At 71.4% G+C, this 20,900-nt stretch carries 17 protein-coding genes and 1 riboswitch; of the genes, 9 read left to right on the top strand and 8 right to left on the bottom strand.

Going from position 1 to position 20,900, the window contains the following annotated elements:
- The first annotated feature begins 74 nt into the window (after positions 1 to 74).
- Both ACXR8F_RS19430 and ACXR8F_RS19425 read left to right on the top strand, forming a co-directional pair.
- Complete coding sequence (locus ACXR8F_RS19430; protein WP_458803021.1) at positions 75 to 1,370, top strand: cell division protein PerM; 1,296 nt, start codon at positions 75 to 77, stop codon at positions 1,368 to 1,370.
- 187 nt (positions 1,371 to 1,557) lie between these two features.
- A complete protein-coding gene (locus ACXR8F_RS19425; protein WP_458803020.1) occupies positions 1,558 to 4,539 on the top strand; it encodes a carbohydrate binding domain-containing protein in 2,982 nt (993 codons plus the stop codon).
- Between the two features lie 92 nt (positions 4,540 to 4,631).
- Here the strand turns inward: ACXR8F_RS19425 and ACXR8F_RS19420 are convergent, their stop codons facing one another.
- A complete protein-coding gene (locus tag ACXR8F_RS19420; protein ID WP_458803019.1) occupies positions 4,632 to 5,024 on the bottom strand; it encodes a hypothetical protein in 393 nt (130 codons plus the stop codon).
- A gap of 74 nt (positions 5,025 to 5,098) precedes the next feature.
- On the opposite strand from ACXR8F_RS19420, the gene purN reads away from it, so the two are divergent.
- Together purN and purH are read left to right on the top strand one after the other, a co-directional pair.
- Positions 5,099 to 5,737, top strand: coding sequence for a phosphoribosylglycinamide formyltransferase (gene purN / locus ACXR8F_RS19415; protein WP_458803018.1), 639 nt, complete (start codon positions 5,099 to 5,101; stop codon positions 5,735 to 5,737).
- Positions 5,738 to 5,820: 83 nt separating this feature from the next.
- Positions 5,821 to 5,898, top strand: a riboswitch (ZMP/ZTP riboswitch).
- Positions 5,899 to 5,934: 36 nt separating this feature from the next.
- Positions 5,935 to 7,554: a bifunctional phosphoribosylaminoimidazolecarboxamide formyltransferase/IMP cyclohydrolase gene (purH, locus tag ACXR8F_RS19410; protein WP_458803017.1), complete on the top strand. Its 1,620-nt coding sequence runs from the start codon at positions 5,935 to 5,937 to the stop codon at positions 7,552 to 7,554.
- Positions 7,555 to 7,664: 110 nt separating this feature from the next.
- Here purH and bar read toward each other — a convergent pair whose 3' ends face one another.
- Both bar and ACXR8F_RS19400 read right to left on the bottom strand, forming a co-directional pair.
- Entirely contained in the window at positions 7,665 to 8,801 is a 1,137-nt protein-coding gene (gene bar, locus ACXR8F_RS19405) for a barbiturase (protein ID WP_458803016.1), read from the bottom strand.
- A gap of 5 nt (positions 8,802 to 8,806) precedes the next feature.
- Positions 8,807 to 9,754 (bottom strand): carbamate kinase, encoded by a 948-nt coding sequence (locus ACXR8F_RS19400; RefSeq protein WP_458803014.1) that lies wholly within the window; start codon positions 9,752 to 9,754, stop codon positions 8,807 to 8,809.
- Between the two features lie 170 nt (positions 9,755 to 9,924).
- Here ACXR8F_RS19400 and ACXR8F_RS19395 point away from each other — a divergent pair, with 170 nt between their 5' ends.
- Positions 9,925 to 10,215: a hypothetical protein gene (locus tag ACXR8F_RS19395; protein WP_458803012.1), complete on the top strand. Its 291-nt coding sequence runs from the start codon at positions 9,925 to 9,927 to the stop codon at positions 10,213 to 10,215.
- Between the two features lie 107 nt (positions 10,216 to 10,322).
- Here the strand turns inward: ACXR8F_RS19395 and ACXR8F_RS19390 are convergent, their stop codons facing one another.
- The 3 genes from ACXR8F_RS19390 to ACXR8F_RS19380 are packed head-to-tail and all read right to left on the bottom strand — an operon-like array spanning position 10,323 to position 15,342.
- Entirely contained in the window at positions 10,323 to 11,186 is an 864-nt protein-coding gene (locus ACXR8F_RS19390) for an NmrA family NAD(P)-binding protein (protein ID WP_458803011.1), read from the bottom strand.
- A 3-nt stretch (positions 11,187 to 11,189) separates the two neighbouring features.
- Positions 11,190 to 13,229: a hydantoinase B/oxoprolinase family protein gene (locus tag ACXR8F_RS19385; protein WP_458803009.1), complete on the bottom strand. Its 2,040-nt coding sequence runs from the start codon at positions 13,227 to 13,229 to the stop codon at positions 11,190 to 11,192.
- Between the two features lies 1 nt (position 13,230).
- Positions 13,231 to 15,342 carry a hydantoinase/oxoprolinase family protein gene (locus tag ACXR8F_RS19380; protein ID WP_458803007.1) on the bottom strand — a complete coding sequence of 704 codons (2,112 nt, stop codon included), beginning with the start codon at positions 15,340 to 15,342 and terminating at the stop codon, positions 13,231 to 13,233.
- Positions 15,343 to 15,550: 208 nt separating this feature from the next.
- On the opposite strand from ACXR8F_RS19380, the gene ACXR8F_RS19375 reads away from it, so the two are divergent.
- Together ACXR8F_RS19375 and ACXR8F_RS19370 are read left to right on the top strand one after the other, a co-directional pair.
- Positions 15,551 to 15,970 (top strand): YciI family protein, encoded by a 420-nt coding sequence (locus ACXR8F_RS19375; protein ID WP_458803005.1) that lies wholly within the window; start codon positions 15,551 to 15,553, stop codon positions 15,968 to 15,970.
- On the top strand, positions 15,967 to 17,190 hold the full coding sequence (locus ACXR8F_RS19370) for an RNA polymerase sigma factor (RefSeq protein WP_458803087.1): 1,224 nt from the start codon (positions 15,967 to 15,969) through the stop codon (positions 17,188 to 17,190). Before ACXR8F_RS19375 ends, ACXR8F_RS19370 begins: the two co-directional genes overlap by 4 nt.
- A gap of 115 nt (positions 17,191 to 17,305) precedes the next feature.
- On the opposite strand, the gene ACXR8F_RS19365 is transcribed toward ACXR8F_RS19370, so the two are convergent.
- A complete protein-coding gene (locus ACXR8F_RS19365; protein ID WP_458803003.1) occupies positions 17,306 to 18,610 on the bottom strand; it encodes a glycosyltransferase in 1,305 nt (434 codons plus the stop codon).
- The gene (locus ACXR8F_RS19360; protein ID WP_458803001.1) at positions 18,607 to 19,500 is read right to left on the bottom strand and encodes an alpha/beta fold hydrolase; all 894 of its coding nucleotides are present in this window, start codon (positions 19,498 to 19,500) and stop codon (positions 18,607 to 18,609) included. The genes ACXR8F_RS19365 and ACXR8F_RS19360 overlap by 4 nt, the downstream gene beginning before the upstream one ends.
- Before the next feature lie 241 nt (positions 19,501 to 19,741).
- Here ACXR8F_RS19360 and ACXR8F_RS19355 point away from each other — a divergent pair, with 241 nt between their 5' ends.
- Positions 19,742 to 20,518 carry a hypothetical protein gene (locus ACXR8F_RS19355; protein ID WP_458802999.1) on the top strand — a complete coding sequence of 259 codons (777 nt, stop codon included), beginning with the start codon at positions 19,742 to 19,744 and terminating at the stop codon, positions 20,516 to 20,518.
- 14 nt (positions 20,519 to 20,532) lie between these two features.
- Complete coding sequence (locus ACXR8F_RS19350) at positions 20,533 to 20,892, top strand: winged helix-turn-helix domain-containing protein (protein WP_458802997.1); 360 nt, start codon at positions 20,533 to 20,535, stop codon at positions 20,890 to 20,892.
- Positions 20,893 to 20,900: the final 8 nt, after the last annotated feature.

Here is a 20,900-nt window from a genome sequence, read left to right as displayed (position 1 = left end):
TCCGGGCGACCATGGGCGAAGAGGTCACGGCACACGTCCCGGGGCCGGCAGCACGAGCACCGACAGCAGCAGGAGTGAGACCACTGGCCCGCGAGACAGCAGCCACGAGCCCCTCGAGCGCCTTCCCGCCGGCCCTGCGCGCAGGTGCGCTGGCGGCGGTCGGCACGTGGACGGTCGTGGTGCTGCCCGCGCTGGTCGGCTGGGTCGCCGCGCCCGAGAGCACGGTGGGCTGGTTCTCGGCGGTGTCGCTGGCCAGCGCCGTCTGGTTCGTGGGCCACGGTCAGTCGGTCGGTGCCGGGGGAGTGGCGATCTCGATGACGCCGCTGCTGCTGCTCGCCGTCTTCGTCTACATCACGTTCCGCTGGGCGCGGCGCCTGTCCGAGACGGAGCGACTGCGGGTCGGTGCCGAGGACTGGAGCCGCGTCGCCCGGTGGGGCCTCGTCCCCGGCTTCCTCGTCGGCTACGGCGTCGTGGCGGCCGTCTTCGCGCTCTTCACGCTCGGTGGTCCGGCCACACCCGGCGCGGCAGCGGTGCTCGGATCGCTGCTCGTGCCGCTCATGGCGCTCGGCTTCGTCATGGTGCGACCCGACGAGGACTCGTCGCCGGCGTTCGTGCGCTCGTGGTTCCGGCGCGGCCCGACGTGGCTGCCGTCGGTGTGGCGCATCGGCTGGCGCGGCGCGGGTCTGCTGCTCGGGCTCGGTCTCGCGCTCGTGGTGGTGCGGGTGGTGCTGTCGTGGTCCGAGGTGGCCGACATCCAGGACCAGTACGCCGCGAACGTGGGCGCGCTCGCCGTCATCGTGCTCGCGCAGGTCGCGCTGCTCGGCAACGCGGCCACGTGGGCGCTCTCGTTCCTCGCCGGTCCGGGCTTCCAGATCGCGCTCGGCTCGACGGTCTCGCCGGCTGCTGCGCAGCCCGGGCTGCTGCCGCTCGTGCCGCTCTTCGGCGCGCTGCCCGGCGCCATCGACTTCCCCCCGACCATGTATGCCGTCCTGCTGGCTCCCGTGGCGCTGGGCGCCTGGCTGGGTGGTCGGGTCGACTCGGCCCTCGAGTTCTTCGGCAACACGCGCTCGCGGCTCGCGGCCACGGTGACGGCTGCCGTCCTCGCGGTGCTGGTGGTCGTCGCCCTGACGGCGCTGGGCAACGGCGCCGTCGGTGTCGACCGCCTCGCCGCCGTCGGACCGCACCTGTGGACCTTCGCCGCGGCCCTGCTGGGCGAGGTCCTCGGTGGTGCACTGCTCTGGCTCGGCGTGCTGCTGCTGCATGAGTGGCGTCATCGGCGCACCCAGCAGCGGTCCGACGACGAGTCCTCGTCCGCGCCAGGTCCGGAGAACGGCTCGGACGTGACGGGCACCGCGTTGGAGACCACCTAGTCGCGTACGGTCACGCGTCGGGGTCCGCCGGACCGCACAGAGGGCAAAATGTCGATAGCGGGTGTGCGCGACATGTGCCGCAGTTACGATTTGCCCGATTTGATCGGCTTGCCGGTCGCTTGGTCGCCAGCCACTCGGGTGATCGACGCCCGTGCTGGCGCACCCGCTGTTGATGAAGGGCACCCAGATGACTCACGTGACCTCGCGGTCTCTCAGCCACACGGCGCGCACTCGCGCCGTGCTGGCCGCGATGCTCGGTGTCGTCGTGGCCCTTGGTGTCATCCCGACCTTGGTCGTTCCCGCCGAGGCGCTCCAACCGGTCTCCACGAGCTACCCCGTCGGGGACTTCGAGTCGAGCGGAGCGTCGCCCGCCGGCTGGACCGTCTACGCCTCGGCGCCGAACCGCGCCGTGGTCGGCACAGGGGTGGCCTTCTCGGGGACGCGGGCCCTCTACGTCGAGGACGCCTCCGGGACGAGCGGGGTCACTGTGCGTCGAACGTTCACGGTGTCGCCCGGCGCCGAGTACCACGCACAGGGATACGTATCCACCAAGAGTGGCACCCAGTCACTGACCCTGCGCTTCCTCGATGCGTCCGGGGCGGTCGTCGCCAGGACAAGCACGCCCAGCACGGGTGCCCGGATGATCTGGTCTCGCGTGGAGACCCGGGGGGTTGCGCCGGCCACAGCGCGGACGGCGTCCATCGAGGTCGTCACGTCGACCCAAGCGCTTTCCCAGGCTTGGTGGGACGGGCTCGGCGTCATCCGCCCAGAGGTTCCCAACGGCGGGTTCGAGGCGAGCGCCACCGGGACCTCGGTCGCGTCCTGGACGGTGCAGGCCGGGACCGGCACGTCCGCCGTGGTCAGCTCCCAGCAGGCGCGCACCGGGTCCCGCAGCCTGCTCGTCTCCGACGCCAGCACGACTGCGGGTGTCTCGGCGACCAGCAGTCCGGCAGTCGTGTTCCCGAACGTGACCCACGACTTCCGCACCTGGGTCAGGCCCAGCTCGGGCTCATTCGTGGTCACGTTGAGGTTCCTCGACCCCGCGCGCAAGGTGGTGGGCACGGACACCATGGCCGTGCGCAAGCCCGTGGGCGTGTGGGCTCTGGTGACCAAGCAGGTGACGCCCCCCGCCACGGCCGCCTCGGCCACGATCCAGATCTCCAGCTCGGCCGGCTCGAAGGGGGTGGCGGCGTTCGACACGATCGACCTCCGACCGTCCGTCGGCGCCGGGGTCCACACGTTCTCCAGCGGTGCCTCGACCCGGCCCGTCGACGCCTTCAGCAACACGAACCTCGTCGACGCGCTGGTGGTCAACGGCAGGACAAAGCTCGTCACGGTCGTGTCCGGCAGTCCTGCGGAGTTCCAGGTGGCCGACCTCGAGACTGGCACGATCGACTACCGCTTCCCGCTCGGCCAGGTCAGGGTCAGCTTCACCATCACCAAGGGCCGTGACGGCAACGTGTACATCGGTGGCAACGACGGTCACCTGTGGACCTGGACACCGGGCGCGCTCGTCATCCAGGATCTCGGTCTGGTCACCCCGAAGACCAAGGTCGTCTGGGACATCGAGGCCGCCGCAGACGGTCGCATCTGGGGAGTCTCCTACCCGGCGGCCGAGCTGTGGAACTACAACCCGGCAACTCGAGCCTTCCAGAACATCGGCAGCATGAGCGCCACTCACCAGTACGCCCGCAGTCTCGCGCTCGACGGCAGGTACGCGTGGGTGGGGCTGGGCTCGCAAGACCCCGTCATCGTGCGTGTCTCCCTTGTGAACACGGCGGATCGTTCGCGCATCAGCCTGCCCAAGCCGGTCACCGCCGGCAACATCGCCGAGCTCGAGTCGTTGGGCAGGTACCTCCAGGTCTGGACCCCCGCCGGGACGAGCCCCGATGGAGCGGCGGTGGCCAGCGAGCGCCGCCTCTACGACGCGTCGCTGAACACGTGGGACGTCCCGTCCAACTACTCGTTGCAGCGTCCGTCGTCTCTCGACAGCCGCGGCTACTTCTACTATTTCCGCTACAAGGAGCTGTGGGCGGTCGACGCAGCCACCGGCGTCATGACGTCGCGGGGACCCATCGTGTCGGGAGCAGGCCGCGACCGCATCCCGCTGGTCACCAAGGTGGGCGGCGTGAGTGGCGAGTGGCTCCTGTCGTACAACACCGACGGGACGGTGGCGGCGATCAACCTCGCCACCGGGCAGGAGCTCAGCTACCACGTCGAGTTCGCCGCCACGAAGATGCGCATCAAGTCGCTCGGGGCTGGACCTTCGTCGCTGTACGTCGGCGGCTACGGCGGCTCGAGCCTCGCCGTAGTGACTTCGGACCTCGCCAGACGCCAGCAGTATCCCCTGGTGCCCTTCGGGCCTGGGGTCATCGGCGAGGTGGAGGGCACGATCAACCACGGAACCATCCAGTACCTCGGCACCTACACGGCCGGCCAGATCTTCCGGTACGACACGACACGCCCCTGGGTCGACGGCACGAACCCGACCATGCTGACCTCCCTCGGGGCCAGCTACCAGCAGGACCGCCCTCTGGCCTGGGCAACCTCGGGGTCGCGGGTCTTCTTCGGGACGATCCCCAGGTACGGCCTTCTCACGGGCACCCTGGGAATCATCGACAACGACACCAGCGGCGTACGCGTGATCAACAAGCCCGTCGTCGACCAGAGCATCGTGTCACTGGCTGCTGACGGCGACATCGTGTACGCCGGCACGTCGCGCTGGGGCGGGCTGGGAGCCACGCCCACCCAGCCGTCCGCGAAGGTCTTCGCCTGGAACGTAGCCACGAACAAGAAGCTCTGGGAGTCGGCGCCCGTCGCGGGAGCCGAGGCGTTCGGTGCCGTGACGATCGGCCCGAACGGTTCGCTCTGGGCGGCCCACGGATCCGCCCTCGTGGAGCTCGACCCTCTCACCGGCGCCGTGAAGCGTCGCGTCGTCCTGCAGGACCAGCCCACCTCCTCGGGCGCCGTCCTGCGCAATGCAGACCTGGCGTGGGTGGGAGGTCTGTTCTACCTGACGGCGGGCGGCAAGGTCTTCACTTTCGACCCGTACACGCTCCGCGTCGACGTTCCGGTCGAGAGCGGCGTGACGACTCCGCAGATGGTCGTGCAGCCGGGCCGCTTCTTCGTTCCCTTCGACACCACCCTGCGGGAGTACGTCGTACGGTGAAGCCCGCTCCAGGATTCACGCGACGGGGTTGTGGCACACGGCACCTCAGCGCGGTGCCGTAGACGACGACAGGTGACCCACTCGACATCGAGTCACTGCACGACGAGGCCCAGCATCCCGGTGTCCTTGAGCTGCACGCAGTCGGCGGTGGCCTGCTGGGTCTGGGCGCCGGCGATGCAGTCCTCGTAGGCGCTCCACGAGTCGTAGAAGGCGAGCTGCAGGGCGAGGGTCGACAGCAGCATGCCGACGATGACGAGGGTGAAGGCCGGCCAGATCTTCTCGCGCCCGCCGCGCGTCGAGAGGAAGCGCAGCAGGCGGATCGTCAGCACCACGGCGATGAGCAGCGGCGCGAACGCGATGAACCGCTTGGGCAGCGGCAGGTACATGGCGATGAGACCGAGCAGCACCAGCAGGGCGAGGGGCAGGGTGCGCTTGGCCTTCTCGCGCGCGAACGCGATCTCCTGCTCCAGCTGCGGCTCGGTCATGCGCCCATCCTTACCCATGCGGCGGACGTGGATCGATGCGGGCCGCGCCGGGCCCCAGCGCTACACTCCGGCGCGTGACGACCGACGCCGCCGCCAGCCCTGCCGGAGCGACCGAGGGACCCGTCCCGGTCGTCGTGCTCGTCTCGGGCTCCGGCACGCTCCTGCAGTCGCTCATCGACGCGGCTGCCGACCCGGCATACGGCGTGCGCGTCGCTGCGGTCGGCGCCGACCGCGCGTGCACGGGTCTCGAGCGGGCCGAGCAGGCCGGCATCCCGACGTTCGTGTGCGCGGTGGCCGACTTCGCCGACCGGGAGGCGTGGGACGTCGCCCTCGCTGAGCGGGTCGCCGCGGCGGCGCCGCGCTTCGTCGTCACCGCCGGGTTCATGCGCATCCTCGGGCCGGCCACGCTCGGTGCGCAGCCGGTCGTCAACACGCACCCGGCGCTGCTGCCGAGCTTCCCCGGTGCCCACGGCGTACGCGACGCGCTGGCCTACGGGGTCAAGGTGACCGGCACGACGTGCCACCTCGTCGACGCCGGCGTCGACACCGGCCCGATCATCGAGCAGCGGGTCGTGGCCGTCCAGGAGGACGACACCGAGGAGAGCCTCCACGAGCGGATCAAGGTGCAGGAGCGCGACCTGCTCGTCGAGATCGTCGGCCGCATGGCGCGCGAGGGCTTCTCGGTGGACGGGCGCCGCGTCCGCCTCGGCTGACCCCACACGATCGAGAGCACGCTCCGTCGCGCGGCTCCTCGATCGAGCGAGCGTTTCGTCGGGCACGGCCGTGACCGGTAGTCTGGCCGCACACGACTGGCGCAGGTGGGGAACCACCAGGGAGTGAAACGGTCGGAGCATCGCCCGCCTGGGTGTTCCGGAGTCATCGACACCGTCTACCCACGCCAGGAGTTCTGATGTCCGACGGACGCCGTCCGATCAAGCGCGCCCTCATCTCCGTCTACGACAAGACCGGCCTCGAGGACCTCGCCCGGGCGCTGGACGCCGCGGGCGTCGGCATCGTCTCGACCGGCTCGACCGCGAAGACGATCGCGGCGCTCGGCATCGACGTGACGCCCGTCGAGCAGCTGACCGGCTTCCCCGAGTGCCTCGAGGGCCGCGTCAAGACGCTCCACCCGAAGGTCCACGCGGGCATCCTCGCCGACACCCGCAAGCCCGACCACGTGCAGCAGCTGGCCGACCTCGAGGTCGAGCCGTTCGAGCTCGTCGTGGTCAACCTCTACCCGTTCCGCGAGACCGTCGCCTCGGGCGCGACGCCTGACGAGTGCATCGAGCAGATCGACATCGGCGGCCCCTCGATGGTGCGGGCCGCGGCCAAGAACCACCCGAGCGTCGCCATCGTGACGAGCCCGGCGGCATACGGCGAGGTCGTCACGGCCCTGGGTGAGGGCGGCTTCACGCTGGCCCAGCGCCAGCGCCTGGCCGCGGAGGCGTTCGTGCACACCGCCTCCTACGACGTCGCGGTCGCGAGCTGGATGCAGCGCTTCGCGCAGCCGGACGCCGACCCGGACACCCAGCGTGACGGCACGGGCTTCCCCGCCTGGACCGGCGCGACCTTCGACCGCGCGGCCGCGCTGCGCTACGGCGAGAACCCGCACCAGCAGGCGGCGCTCTACCGCCACTGGCGCCCGGGCGTCGCCTCCGCCGAGCAGCTGCACGGCAAGGAGATGTCGTACAACAACTACGTCGACACCGACGCCGCGGTGCGTGCGGCGCACGACCACGGTGACCAGCCGACCGTCGCGATCATCAAGCACGCCAACCCGTGCGGCATCGCCGTCGGAGCGACGATCGAAGAGGCGTACGAGCGCGCCCACGCGACCGACCCGGTGAGCGCCTACGGCGGCATCATCGCCGCCAACCGCACCGTCACGGCGGCGATGGCGACGGCCGCGAAGCCGGTCTTCACCGAGGTCATCATCGCGCCCGACTACGAGCCCGAAGCGCTCGAGATCCTCACCGCGAAGAAGAACCTCCGGGTGCTGCGCCTGCCGGCCGGCATGGCCGAGGCGGCCGACCCCATCGAGACGCGCCCGATCAGCGGTGGGCTGCTCGTGCAGTCCGTCGACCGCGTCGACGCCGTCGTGCACGGTGACGGCGACGCGGTGACCGGTGGCGACGACGCCGCGAACTGGCGGCTCGTCGCCGGTGAGGCCGCCGACGACGCGACGCTCGCCGACCTCCAGTTCGCGTGGCGCGCGATCCGCGCCGTGAAGTCCAACGCGATCCTGCTGGCTCGCGACGGGGCCGCGGTCGGCGTCGGCATGGGCCAGGTCAACCGCGTCGACTCCTGCTACCTGGCCGTGCGTCGCGCCGGCGAGGAGCGCGCGCGGGGCTCGGTCGCGGCGTCCGACGCGTTCTTCCCGTTCGCCGACGGGCTGCAGATCCTGCTCGACGCCGGCGTTCGCGCGGTCGTGGCACCCGGCGGCTCGATCCGTGACGACGGGGTCATCGAGGCCGCCAGGGCGGCGGGCGTCACGATGTACTTCACCGGGACCCGCCACTTCGCCCACTGACCGTCAGGTCCCAGCAACACACCCGGTAACAGTCAGCTCCTCACGGTTGCAACCGTGAGGAGCTGACTGTTACCGGGTGTGTTGCGCGGCAGGTGGGGGGGGTATGCCGTTCAGCGGGGCCAGCGGTAGCCGGTGGGCTCACCCTCGCCGAGGTCGACGATGGCCGCGACCGGACCACCGCCGTCGGGGCCCTGGTGAGCGGCCGACACCGACACGAACACCGCCGGGTCGCCCGTCACCGACGCCGTGACGCCACCGACGCACGACTTGATCTGGCGGTGCCAGTGCACGTCGGAGTCGTCGAGCATCGCGTTGCGGCGACCGTGCACCTGGCCGTCCTGGCTCACCTCGCACTTGAGGAAGACGTTGACGAGGCGGCCGGCGATGTCGCTCGGGTGGGCGCGCTCGGGCAGGTCGAGGCCGGCGTCCTTGATCGCCTCCCAGATGCCGTCGGCGTCGAGGGCGTCGTTCATGACCGAGTGGCCGATGCGGTAGCGACCACCGACGCCGCGGGCGTTGCCGACCACGACGACCTGCGCCTGGTCGAGCTCGACACCCGAGCTGCACGAGGCGACCGAGGAGAAGAGCGAGCGGTTGTGCATGATGTCGGCGTCGGTCGGCATCTCGATCTCGCCGAGCGCGACGGCGATGCCGAGGCCCGTGGTGCCGTTGGAGAGGTCCATCGACTCGTGCGTGTGCTCGGTCCAGACCTCTTGGCCGCGGGACTTGGCGTCGCGGATCGTGTGGATCGTCAGCAGCGGCGTCTTGGTCTGGACGTAGTGCACGTCGGAGGGGTCGGTGATGCCGGCCCGCTCCATGGCGACCTTCACGGCGTCGGCGACCTTCTGCACCATGGCGACGTAGCCGATCTCCTCGGGCTTGATCGGCTCGCTCATCGCGAAGCCCACCGTCAGCCGCAGGTCGTCGGACGGCTCGGCCTTGTCGGCCGGGACCGTCGCGAAGATCGTGGCGTGCGGGCTGATGACGCCGTCGGTGCCGCCGGACCACACGATCGGGACCTGCTTGACCTGCTCGGCCGGTGCGCCCTTCTCCACGAGCACCTCACGGAAGGCGCGGTCGGCGATGATGCGCGTGTAGTCGTTGACGCCGCCGTTGCCCTCGGTCTTCCCGATGATGGCGATGACCCGGCCGGCCTCCATCACGCCGTCGTCGATGAGCTTCGCGAGCTCGGACGCGTCGGCGACCGAGTGGATGGGGACCTTGCGCACCTCAATGGCTTCGGGCACGTGAATCACCTTTCTCTTTCAGGGTTTTCGATGACGGTCCCGATGTGGCCGTCGATGGCGGTGGCGAGCTGGTCGAGCGCGGTCACGATGGAGCGTCGGCCCCCGGCGCGGACGAAGCGCATCGCGGCGTCGACCTTGGGGCCCATGGATCCCGACGCGAAGTGGCCGACGGCGGCATACGCCTCCATCTCGGCGAGGGTGACGCGGCCGATGTCGTGCGCGTCGGGCGTGCCCCAGCCGGCGACGGCGTGGGCGACGTCGGTGGCGATGACGAGCACGTCGGCGGCGACCGCCCTGGCGAGCAGCGCTGCGGTGAGGTCCTTGTCGATGACGGCCTCGACACCGTGCACCGCACCGCTCTCGCTGCGCACGACGGGGATGCCGCCTCCGCCGGCCGCAACGACGACGTAGCCGGCGCCGAGCAGGGTGAGCAACGCGCGCGTCTCGAGGACCTCGATGGGCTCGGGCGAGGCGACGACTCGTCGCCAGCCCTTCTCGCCGCGGTCCTCCCACCGCTCGCCGTGGTCGATGAGAGCCTGGGCCTGCTCGCGCGGGAGGTAGCGCCCGATCGGCTTGGTGGGGCGGGCGAAGCCGGGGTCGTCGGCGGCCACGAGCGTACGCGTGACGAGCGCTGCGACGGGACGCACGGCACCGCGCGCGGCGAGGGACGCCTCGAGGGTGTCGAGCAGGGTGAAGCCGATGGTGCCCTGCGTCTGCGCGCCGCACCAGTCGAGCGGGACCGGCGGCACGACGTGGGCGGCGAGCTCGTTCTTGACGAGGAGGTTGCCCACCTGCGGGCCGTTGCCGTGCGTCACGACCACCTCGTGGCCGGCCGCGACGAGGTCGGCGAGGTGCTCGCTGGCGACGGTGATGGCCGCGCGCTGGGCCTGGGGCGTCGCGCTCCCGTCGGGCCCGGTCATGGCGTTGCCACCCAGCGCCACGAGCACCCTCACGGTGCGTCCTTGCTCAGCGAGGCGGTCGTCATGGCGTGAGCCTAGGGAGCGTGCGCGAGCGGGCGCGTTGTCACCTCCTGCCCAACCACGTCAGCCGGATTGGCAGATGTATGCCGTCCGGTCGGCGAGTGTCGCGTCCTTCGGGGGCTGTGTGCGGGTAGGGGACGATAATGAAGAAGGACGAGGTCGTCGCGTCGCAGGTCCAGCCAGGAGGGGGTGGGACGTTGGGTGTCGGAGTGCTGCTCGCGGTCGTGGGTGCGATCCTGACCTTCGCGGTCCGGGCCAACACCACGGTCATCAACCTGCCCATCGCGGGGGTCATCCTCATGATCGCCGGCGGTCTGCTCATCTGGCACGGCAGCAAGGGCCACCGCCGCAAGCGCATCATCACGCGCGAGGAGGGTCCCAACGGCGTGACGAACACGGTGCGCCAGACCATCGAGGAACGCGACATCGACTGACGCCGCGAGCGCGGGGCAGCGCCCGGGGTGGGCTGGTGGGTTCAGCGGTGCGTGGGGCCTGTGTCCTCGTGGTGCGCAGGCGTGGTCGACGAACGTGCAGCCGTCGCTCACCGGTTCGTGGCCGCCCCGTCGACGGGCCCGGCGGCCCGCAGCACGTCGGCCCAGGTGCGTGGCTCGCGGCCGAGGAGCCGGCGCAGCGTGTCGGCCTCGCCGACCAGCCCCTCCCGGTCGTATGCCGTGAACATCGCGAGCAGGTCGGCGCGGGCCTGCTCGGGCAGGCCGGTCCCCGGGCCCGCGGACCAGGCGTCGGGCGAGACGTGCTCGGCGCTCACGTGGTGTCCGAGCACCTCGGAGGCCGCCGCGGCCTGCTCGCGCACGCTGAGCACCTCGGGGCCGGCGAGCTCGTAGGTGAGGCCCTCGTGGCCGTGCCGGGTGAGCACCACCGCAGCAGCCTCGGCGACGTCGTCGAGGTCGACGTTGCTGAAGGGGGAGTCGAGCGAGTAGGGCACGGCGAGACGGCCCGAGCGGGCGGCCTCGAGGAGGTTCTGGTGGTAGGCCGCGGGGCGCAGCACCGTCGCGCCGGGCACCGTGCCCCGCACCACGTGCTCGGCCTCGGCCTTGCGCAGGTGGTGCGGCATCGACGCGTCGTCGGGGTGCAGCACGGAGTGGAAGACGAAGCGGGGCCCGCCCTCAGCAGCCGCCGCTGCAGCGACCCGTTCGGCCATCCTGACCTCGTCCGGGTGGACGTTGGGGGCAAGGTGGTAGACGGCGTCGACCCCCGCGACGGCCGCGGCCAACCCAGCCCCGCTCACGAGGTCAACGACCGAGATCGACCGGGCCCCAGCGGCATACGCCCTGTTCTGTCGGTCGACGGATCGCACGGCAGCGCGGACGGCGATGCCGCGCGAGGCCAGCGCACGCGTGACGGCGCGGCCGGTCTTGCCGGTCGCGCCGATCACGAGGACTCTCATCGCTCACACCCAGTCGACGTCCGCCGCGCTCTGGCCGGCGGCGAGCGTGGCGTAGCCCGGGCCGCGGTCGAAGAAGGGCTGCTCGGCCGCGCGCTCGGCCCGCAGCCCGTCGCGCAGCGCGTCGGACGACGCGGTGTCGACGACCGGCTCGTCCTGGGTGCCGGACGCGACGACGCCGTAGTCGCGGCGCGCCCCCTCGAACGACACCTTGCCCCAGCGCAGGTCGCGCTCGACCTCGTCGTAGGGACGCTCGAGCGGGTCGCCCCAGCCGCCGCCGCCGGTGGTGCGGATGCGGATGACCTGGCCGGCCTTGACCACCTCGGCGTCGGCGAGGGCGTCGACGCTGCGCTCGTCGGGACCACCCACGTCGACCGTCACCTCGAACGGCCGGCCGGCCTTGCCTCCCTTGACGCCCCAGCAGGCGAGGATCGACCGGTCGGCGATCGACATGAAGTGCGCGTCCTTGAGCATGCGGATGTGCTTCTCGTAGCCGAGACCGCCGCGGTGCCGGCCGGCACCGCCGGAGTCGACGGCGAGGCCGAGCCGCTCGACGATGAAGGGGAAGCGGCTCTCGGTGAACTCGGTCGGCAGGTTGCGGCTGTCGGGCACGACGTGGATGGTGTCCTCGCCGTCCGCGTAGTAGCGCCCGCCCGAGCCGCCGCCGAGCACCTCGCGCATGAGGTAGTCGTTGCCGTCGCGGTCCTTGCCGTAGACGCCGGTGTAGCGGATCGTCTCCTGGTCGGCCGGCATCTTGCCGTCGACGGCCTTGGCGACGACGCCGGCGAGCACGCCGAGCAGGCGCAGGATGACGAAGGTGCGCGCGTTCGTCGGCGCCGGGTAGATCGGCGTCAGCAGCGTGCCCTTCTCGGGGAACTTCATCTCGATGAGCGGCACGATGCCCTCGTTGACGTCGAGCTCGGCCATCCGCTCGGGGGTGTCGGCGAGGTTGCGCAGGATCGGCGCGAGCCACTTCTTGAGGAAGTTGCCGCCGACGTAGTCGCCGCAGTGGTTGATCGGTCCCTTCGCCTGCGGCGCGGTGCCGGTGAAGTCGATGACGAGCTTGGGGCCGCCGTCCGGGTACTGGTCCGAGCGGCCGGGGCCGCCGGTCGACTGCTTCGTCAGCGTGATGCGCTGGGTGTGCAGCTTCGGCTCGTCGACGCCGTCGTGCTCGGCGTAGTCCTCCCAGACGTACGTGCCGTCGGGGATCTTGCTGAGGATCTCTCGGCGGTAGGTCTCGGTCGTCTTGTCGAGGATCGCGTCGAAGGCGGCCTCGATGGTGTCGCGGCCGTAGCGCTCGAAGAGCTCACCGAGGCGGCGGGCGCCCATGAGGCAGGCCGAGCACTCGGCGTCGAGGTCGGCGGCGAGGCTGCCGGGCATGCGGCTGTTGCGCGTCATGATGCGCAGCGCCGCCTGGTTGGGAACTCCCTTGTCCCACAGCTTGATCGGCGGGACCGACAGTCCCTCCTCGAAGACCGTCTGCGCGTTGCTCGGCATCGAGCCGGGCACGGCTCCACCGATGTCGTCGTGGTGACCGAACGCCTGGACGAACGCGACGACCTCGCCGCCGGAGAAGACGGGCACCGTGACGCAGAGGTCGGGCAGGTGGCCGATGCCGCCCTCGGACTCGTAGACGTCGTTGTGGAAGAAGACGTCGCCCTCGCTCATCTCGGCGAGCGGGAAGTCGCGGGCGATGGGGTGCACGAGCGCGCTGTAGGAGCGGCCGGTGAGCTTGCGCAGCTGCCGGTCGTGGATGCCGGCGCGGAAGTCGTGGGCGTCGCGGATCATGGGCGAGCGGCTGGTGCGGGCGATGGCCGTCTCGACCTCCATCTCGACGCTCGCGAGCGTGCCCTCGACGATCTCGACGAGGATCGGGTCGACGGTCGTGCCCTCGGGCGTCAGGCGGTTGCCGTGCTCGTATGCCGTGGGGAGCCCTGCCGGGTTCACCGGGGTGCCGTCGTGGTGCGGGGCGGTCGACGCGTGCGAGCCGATGGCGGCGTCGACCGGCGCGAGCCGGGTGGCTGCGGTCTGGCAGGAGAAGCACATCTCAGGCCTCCTTGGTGATGACGAGGTTGCCGAGCGTGTCGACGCGGACGACGAAGCCGGGGTGGACGGGGACGGTCGAGCCGAACTCCTCGACGATGGCGGGCCCGTGGACCGTGTCGCCGGCGAGCAGGTCGGGGCGCCACCAGACGTCGGTGTCGACGTAGCCGGAGTCGGCGTCGAAGCACACGGGCCGCACGCTGCGGTGGGCGCGCTCGTGCACACCGGCGCCTGCCGTTTCGGCGCTCGCGAGGTCGCGCAGCTCGGGGCGCGTGATGGGGCCGACACCGGTGACCCGGAGGTTGACCCACTCGACCTGCTGGGTCGGGTCGCTGCGGAAGTCGTAGCCGTAGAGCGCGCGGTGCTCGTCGTGGAAGCGCGAGGCGACGTCGGCGGCATACGCCTCGTCGACCTCGCCCTCGGGTGCGGCGACCCGCACCTCGTAGGCCTGGCCGAAGTAGCGCAGGTCGACGGTGCGTGAGTAGCGGTGCTGCTCGGTCGGGAAGCCCTCCGCGTCGAGGGCCGCGGCGGCCTTGGCCGTGAGGTCGTCGAAGGTCTTCTGGACTGCGGCGTGGTCGAGCGACGAGTGGCGCGAGACGGCCGTCTGCACGTAGTCGTTCTTGACGTCGACGGTGAGCAGGCCGAAGGCAGAGACGTTCCCGGGGTTCTGCGGTACGACGACCCCGGCGAGGCCGAGGATGTCGACGAGGCGGCAGGCGAGCAGTGAACCGGAGCCGCCGAACGTCGCGAGCATGAAGTCACGCACGTCGAGGCCACGCTTGACGCTGACCTGGCGCAGCGCGTTCGCCTGGTTCCACGCCGAGATCTCGAGGATGCCTGTCGCGCAGCGCTCGAAGTCGAGGCCGAGACGGTCGGCGAGGGCCTCGATGCCGGCACGGGCGGCGTCGACGTCGAGCGGGATCTCGCCGCCGAGCAGGTGCGGGGGGATGCGGCCGAGCGTCACGTGCGCGTCGGTGATCGTCGGCTCGGTGCCGCCCTTGCCGTAGCAGAGCGGGCCGGGGTCGGCGCCCGCGGACTGCGGGCCGACCTTGAGGGAGCCCTCCGGGGAGACCCAGGCGATGGAGCCGCCGCCGGCCCCGACCGTGACGACGTCGATCATCGGGATCTTGCTCGGGTAGGCGCCGACGCTGCCCTCGGTCGTCAGGGTCGGCTCGCCGGCGAGGACCACGGAGACGTCGGTCGAGGTGCCGCCGCCGTCGCAGGTGAGCACCTTGTCGAAGCCCGCGCGGCCTGCGATGAGACCGGCGCCGAGCGCACCGGCGGCGGGGCCCGAGAGGACCGTCGTGATCGGCTGGTGCACGACCTCGTCGGCCGAGAGCACGCCACCGTTGGACTTCATGATGTAGAACGGCAGCTTCTCGCTGCTGCCGACGAAGTCGTCGAGCCGCTGGTGGATGTTCGCGACGTAGCGGCTGACGTTGGGCTTGACCGCGGCGTCGACGAGGGTCGTCATGGAGCGCTCGTACTCGCGGTACTCGCGGAGCACCTCGGAGCTGATCGACACGACCGCGTCGGGGTGCTCGCGCCGCAGCACGTCGCGCATCGCGAGCTCGTGGCTGTCGTCGGCGTACGAGTGGAGCAGGCACACGCCGATGGTGGTGATGCCACGGTCCTTGAACCACCGGGCGACCGCGACGGCGCCCTCTTCGTCGAACGGTCGGATCTCGTTGCCCTCGAAGTCCATCCGGCCGCCGACGGTCTTGACGTAGTCGGCCGGGACGATGCGCGGCGGCTTGACCCAGAAGTAGGAGTTGCCGTAGCCGTCGGGCACGGCCTGCCGCGCGATCTCGAGGATGAACTCGTAGCCCTCGGTCGTGATGAAGCCGAGCGCCTCGACCTTGCCCTCGAGCAGCTTGTTCGTCGCGACCGTCGTGCCGTGCGACACGGCCGAGATGTCGTCGCCCGTGGCGCCCATGAGGTCGAGGACCTTGCGCACCCCGGCGAGGAAGCCGTCGGCCGGGTTGCTCGGCGTCGACGGCGTCTTCGTGGTGACGAGCTCGCCGGAGTCCTCGTCGAGCGCGACGACGTCGGTGAACGTGCCGCCGGTGTCGATGCCGATCCGGATCCGGCGTGCTGCGGAGGTGCCTGCTGTCATGGTCAGGATTCAACCGGTGGCGCGCCCGTCGGGGCGTTGGCACATCGTGCCAACACCGACCCTCGTTCGGCCCAATCCTCGACAGTCCTGGCGTGGCGCGCGCGGGTGATGTCGAGCGCGCGCCCTCCGCTCCGTCCAGGGGGTGAGCGTGCCACGCTGGCACGACGTGTGACGAAGGAGAGAGCACCTGGCGCAGTACCTGATCGGCGTGGACTTCCAGGCCGGCGACGACGAGGCCCCGATGTCCGACTGGACGCCGGAGGAGGTCCAGGCCCACCTCGACTACTACGAGCGTCTCGTCGGCGAGCTGGAGGCGAACGGCGAGCTCGTCTCGTCGACGATCCTCACCGGTCCCGACCTCGCCAAGATCGTGCGGTCCGACGGCGTGGCACCCGTCGTGACGGACGGACCCTTCCAGGAGTTCAAGGAGTGGCTCGCAGGCTTCCAGGTCGTCGAGGTCGACACCGAGGAGCGGGCGCTCGAGATCGCGTCGCTGATGTCGGCGGTGCCCGGCCGTGGTGGCGTGCCCACGCGACAGCCGATCCACGTGCGCCAGGTCATGGAGCAGGCGCCGTCGAACACCGACGAGATGGACGACTTCCTGCGCACGGCCGGCGGCACGCGCTGACCACCGGACCCGGCGTCGACGACCTGCTGCGCACCCTGGCGCCGCGGGTCGTCGGCATCGTCAGCCGCCGCTTCGGCGACTTCGACTCGGCCGAGGACGCGGTGCAGGAGGCGCTCCTCGCCGCGGCTCGCCGCTGGCCGGTAGACGGGGTGCCGGAAGAGCCGCGTGCCTGGCTCGTCACGACGGCCTCCCGGCGGCTCGTCGACGTGTGGCGCAGCGACGCCGCCCGGCGCGAGCGCGAGGCGCGCGTCATCGCGTGGGAGGTGCCGGCATACGACCCGGTCGACCACGACGACAGCCTGACGCTGCTCCTGCTCTGCTGCCACCCGTCCCTGACGCCGCCGTCCGCGATCGCGCTGACGCTCCGCGCGGTCGGTGGTCTGACGACGGCCGAGATCGCGAGGGCCTTCCTCGTCCCCGAGCCGACGATGGCGCAGCGCATCAGTCGCGCCAAGGCGACGGTGCGCGCCTCCGGCGCCCGCTTCCGTATGCCGTCCGGCGAGGACCGCGCGGATCGCGTGCGGTCGGTGCTCCACGTCCTCTACCTCGTCTACAACGAGGGTTACGCCAGCACGCACGGCACGACGGTGCAGCGGACAGACCTGTCGCTCGAGGCGATCCGCTTGACGCGCCTGCTGGTCGACGGCCTGCCCGACCACGCGGAAGCCATGGGCCTGCTCGCCCTCATGCTGCTCCTCGAGGCACGCAGCCCGGCCCGCACGGACGAGACCGGGGCCATCGTCCCGCTGCCCGAGCAGGACCGGTCGCGGTGGGACCGCGCGCTGGTGGCCGAGGGGCTAGCGCTGCTCGGCCGGGCCATGACGCTCGAGGCGGTGGGGCAGTACCAGCTGCAGGCGGCGATCGCGGCGGTCCACGACCGGGCGCCCACCGCCGCCGACACCGACTGGGGCGAGATCCGCACGCTCTACGGGCTGCTCGAGCAGGTCACCGGCAACCCCGTGGTGACGCTGAACCGGGCCGTGGCGGTGGCCATGGCCGACGGGCCGCGGGCTGGTCTCGAAGTCGTCGACGAGGTCGAGGACCGGCTCGGCGGCACGCACCGCTGGCTGGCCGTGCGCGGCCAGCTGCTCGAGATGGCCGGCGAGCCGGTCCTCGCGGCGGTTGACCTCGAGCGGGCTGCCGCGACGGCGACGAACGAGGCGGAGCGGCGCCACCTCGCCACCCGCGCGGCCGCCCTCCGCCGGTCGACGAGGTCCTGAGCGGACGGATCGCTGTCTCGATGGGTGGCATGGCCTTCTCGATGGGTGGCATGGCCTTCTCGATGGTTGGCATCGCCTTCTTAATGGGCGGCATCGCGATCGAGAGAACGCTCCGTCACCGGGTCGTGCGGACCCCGAGCAGGGCTTCGGCCTCGTCGGCGGCGGACGGGCGGGTCCGGGCCTCCTCGGCGAGCACGGCCGCAAACGTCCGCGCGGCGACGGCATACCGCTCGTCCTCGAGCACGCGACTCACTGCGGCCGCGATCTGGTCCGGCGGGGCGGAGGAGCGTTCCCGCACGCCGGCGCCCAGGCGCAGCACGCGTACGGTGTCGTCCCTCTGGTCACGGCCCATCGGCAGGCAGACGAGAGGGACTCCGGCGGCGAGCGAGCGCATCACCGTGCCGTGCCCGGCGTGGGTCACGACGGCGGCCGCCCGACGCAGCACCTGACTGTGCGGCGCGGACCTGACCACGTCGACGTTGGCCGGCGCCGACACGGCCTCCGGATCGACGGCGCGACCGGTGGTGACGAGGCCGCGCACCGGGAGCCGGCCGAGCGCCGCACAGATGCGGTCGAGCGTCTCGGTCTGGGCCTGGTGGACCGAGCTCAGACCCACGAGCACGAGAGGCCGGGCGTCGTCGGGGTCGTCCTCCCAGTGCCCGGCCCAGCCGGGGTCGTCGAGCTGCGGCCCGACGTAGCGGACGTTGCCGGGCAGGTGCGGGGTGGCGAAGTCGAAGGACGGGCTGGTGAGCACCAGCACCGCGTTCGCGTGGTCGAGCATGCCGAGCAGCTCGCCCACGGGGCCGAGGCCGTATGCCGCGCGAACAGCGTTGAGCTGCTTGGTCATTCCGCTCGATGCGCCCTGAACGGCGAAGAGCGCGGCGGCGTCTCTGGCACGGCCCACGGGCCCGCGCGCCTGCGGCCAGCCGGTGCCGAAGGGTGGGAGGCCGCGCGTCGGGCGGGCGTAGATGTTGGCCATGAGGGCCGCGAACGGACGCCCTGTCGCTTCCGCGCCGATGACCATGCCGGGCACCGTGCCCTCGACGAGCACCGCGTCCGCCGCATGACGGGTCGCGGCGTCGATGACGTCGCGGGCGAAGAAGCCCGCCGGTCCGACGAGCACCCGTTCCCGGACGCGGCGGAGCCTCCTGAGGGGGCTGCCGGTCTCGAACTCGGTGATCATCGCGGTCTGCTCGGCGACGGAGCCGATCTGTGGTGCGGTCTGCCAGCGCAGGTAGCGGCAGCCGGCCGCCCGCGCCACGTCCTCCGCCGTGGGGTCCGCGAGGACCAGCACGTCGTGCCCACGCCTCACGAGCTCTGCGGCCACGCCCATCATGGGTGGCAGGGTGCCGCCGGCGTCGATGGCGACCATGAGGAACCGTCCCGGACCTGCGCGGGCCGATGACGCGGTCGACGTCACCGCAGCATCTCGTTCACCGTCTTCACGACGAGGTCGGGGTCATCGCCCTGCACGTAGTGCGTTGATCGCTGCGACACGATGACGCTGCCGTCCGACGACCGTCCTGCGAGCCATCGGTGGCCCGCCCGCCAGGCCTCGCGCAGGGCCGTGGAGTCCATGCCCGGAAGAGGGCCCTCGTCCCGTCCGGCCTCGATGATGCGCATCGGCACGTCGATGACGGGCAGGCGTGCGACGCGATCCAGCGCCTTCGGGTCGAGGCTCTCGCGGTTCGTCTTCGGGTCCCGGTCGAAGGCGACGGCGCGGAGCAGGTTGCTGATGTCCGGGTTGCCGACATCAGGCTTGGGCAGGTGGGTGACGAACCAGGCGTCGTACGTGGGGGTGGACGGGTCGAGCAGGACCATGGCATGAGCGTCCTGGGGGTGGGCGGCCGCCCACGTGTAGGCGAGGGGTCCGCCCATGGAGTGGGCGACCACGACGACGGGGCGGGGCAGTTTCAGCCCCGTGATGACGCCGTCGAGCTGCGCGGCCAGGTCGTCGAAGTCCTGGATGTCCGGTGGCGGGTCACTCAGGCCGATGCCGAGTCGGTCGTAGGTGCAGGTCCGTGCACCTGCGGCGATGCGGGCCTGGACCGGGTCCCACGACTCCATGGGCGAGGCGTAGCCGCTGACGAGGACGACGGAGGGGCCTCGACCTGCGCACCGGGTGGCGAAGGTCTTCCCCTTGACGACGACCTGTCCCTCGGGCTCGAGGGTGGGCACGGCCGTGGGTGCGGAGGTGGTCGCCGTCGTCGGCGGTGGCTGGCCCGACGTGGATGAGCAGGCGGTCAGGGCGGCGGCCGCGAAGGCGACACCGCCGACCAGCAGGGAAACGCGACGTGTCCGACCTTGCATGGTGAACCCCCGGTGCACGGGCGGCTCCCCGGGGCTCCGGAGAGCGCACCACCCAGTCTCCCAGCGCCCGGGTCCCCACGCCGACGAACGGCCTTATCGCGCGCGAGAACGCCCGCCCCACCCCATCGAGAAAGCAATCCGTCCGCGGTCGTCTTCGGAGAGTGCTCTTGACGAGCGACTACTCTGCGATGCAGAGTTAGCGCACCGGGCGCACAGGGACGCCCCACCTCAGGAGGCGCGCATGGAAACCTCGGGCAACGCCGCATCACCAGCCTCGTCCGCCGAACTCGGCCCCGATGAGGCACGCCGCCTCCTGGAGCGCACCGAGGGCGTGCGCCGGGCTGCCCGCGCGGACGCTCGGGGCCTCGCGATCCCGCTCCTGGTCCTCGGCGTCCTGACGCTCGGCTACGCCGCCCTCTCGTACGTCCAGCTGAACGTCATCGCCTCCGACCTCGGCCCCGGAGAGTCCCGCGCGGCGACTCCCGAGGAGATGGCATTCGGCGACCTCGTCGACCGCTACTGGGGCACCGTCGGGGCAGCAGGGCTCGTGCTCATCGGTGTCCTCTTCGCCTGGAGCCGTCGTCGCGTCGGCGCCGGCGCCGGGTCCGGTGCGTGGATCGCGGCAGGTTTCGGCCTCTTCGTCCTGGCGACGTTCGGGCTCCCGTTCTCGCCTCTCGCCTTCGTCAGCGTGGTCGGCATCGTCGGGTTCATGGCACCCACAGCCTTCATCGGCATCGCCCTGCTGCTCATCGCCGCACGGCGACACGATCCCCGGCTCGCGCTCTGGGTCGTCGTCTTCGGCGTCGTCGTGACGCTGGCGCACCTCGGGTTCTTCACCAACCGGTTCGGCGACCTGCTCGGTCTGGTCGGGCTGTCCGATGCGGTGTCGGTGCACGCGATCGTCCAGGCCGACGTCGTGGTCATGGCTGCACTCGGGCTGGTGCTGATGGTCGTCGCGATGCGCAGCCGGCGTTCCACACGTGCTCGGCAACCAGTCCCATGGCCGGTGCAGCCGTGACTCCTCGGGAGACCGTGCCTGGTGCAACGTCCACCGACGGCCCGCTGGACGAGGCGCCGCACCCGACCAGCGGGCTCAACGACGTCGTGCACCAGAAGGCGCGGCTCGGCATCCTCGCCGTGCTAGCCGAGACCGAGCGGGCCGACTTCACCTACCTCAAGTCGATGCTCGACCTCACCGACGGCAACCTCGGCCGGCACATCGAGGTGCTCGCCGGCAGCGGGCTCGTGCACGTCGAGAAGGGGTATGCCGGCAGGCGCCCCCGCACGTGGGTCACCATCACCCGCGCCGGCCGGCACGCCCTCTCCGAGGAGATGGCCGCGATCCGCGAGCTGCTCCGCCGGTTCGAGAGCAGCGAACCGTCCACTCCCTGACGCACGCC

The organism is Terrabacter sp. AAH1 (assembly GCF_054456855.1).
The sequence above is the reverse complement of the archived record's forward strand: the minus strand, read 5'-3'. Positions and strand labels throughout refer to the sequence as shown.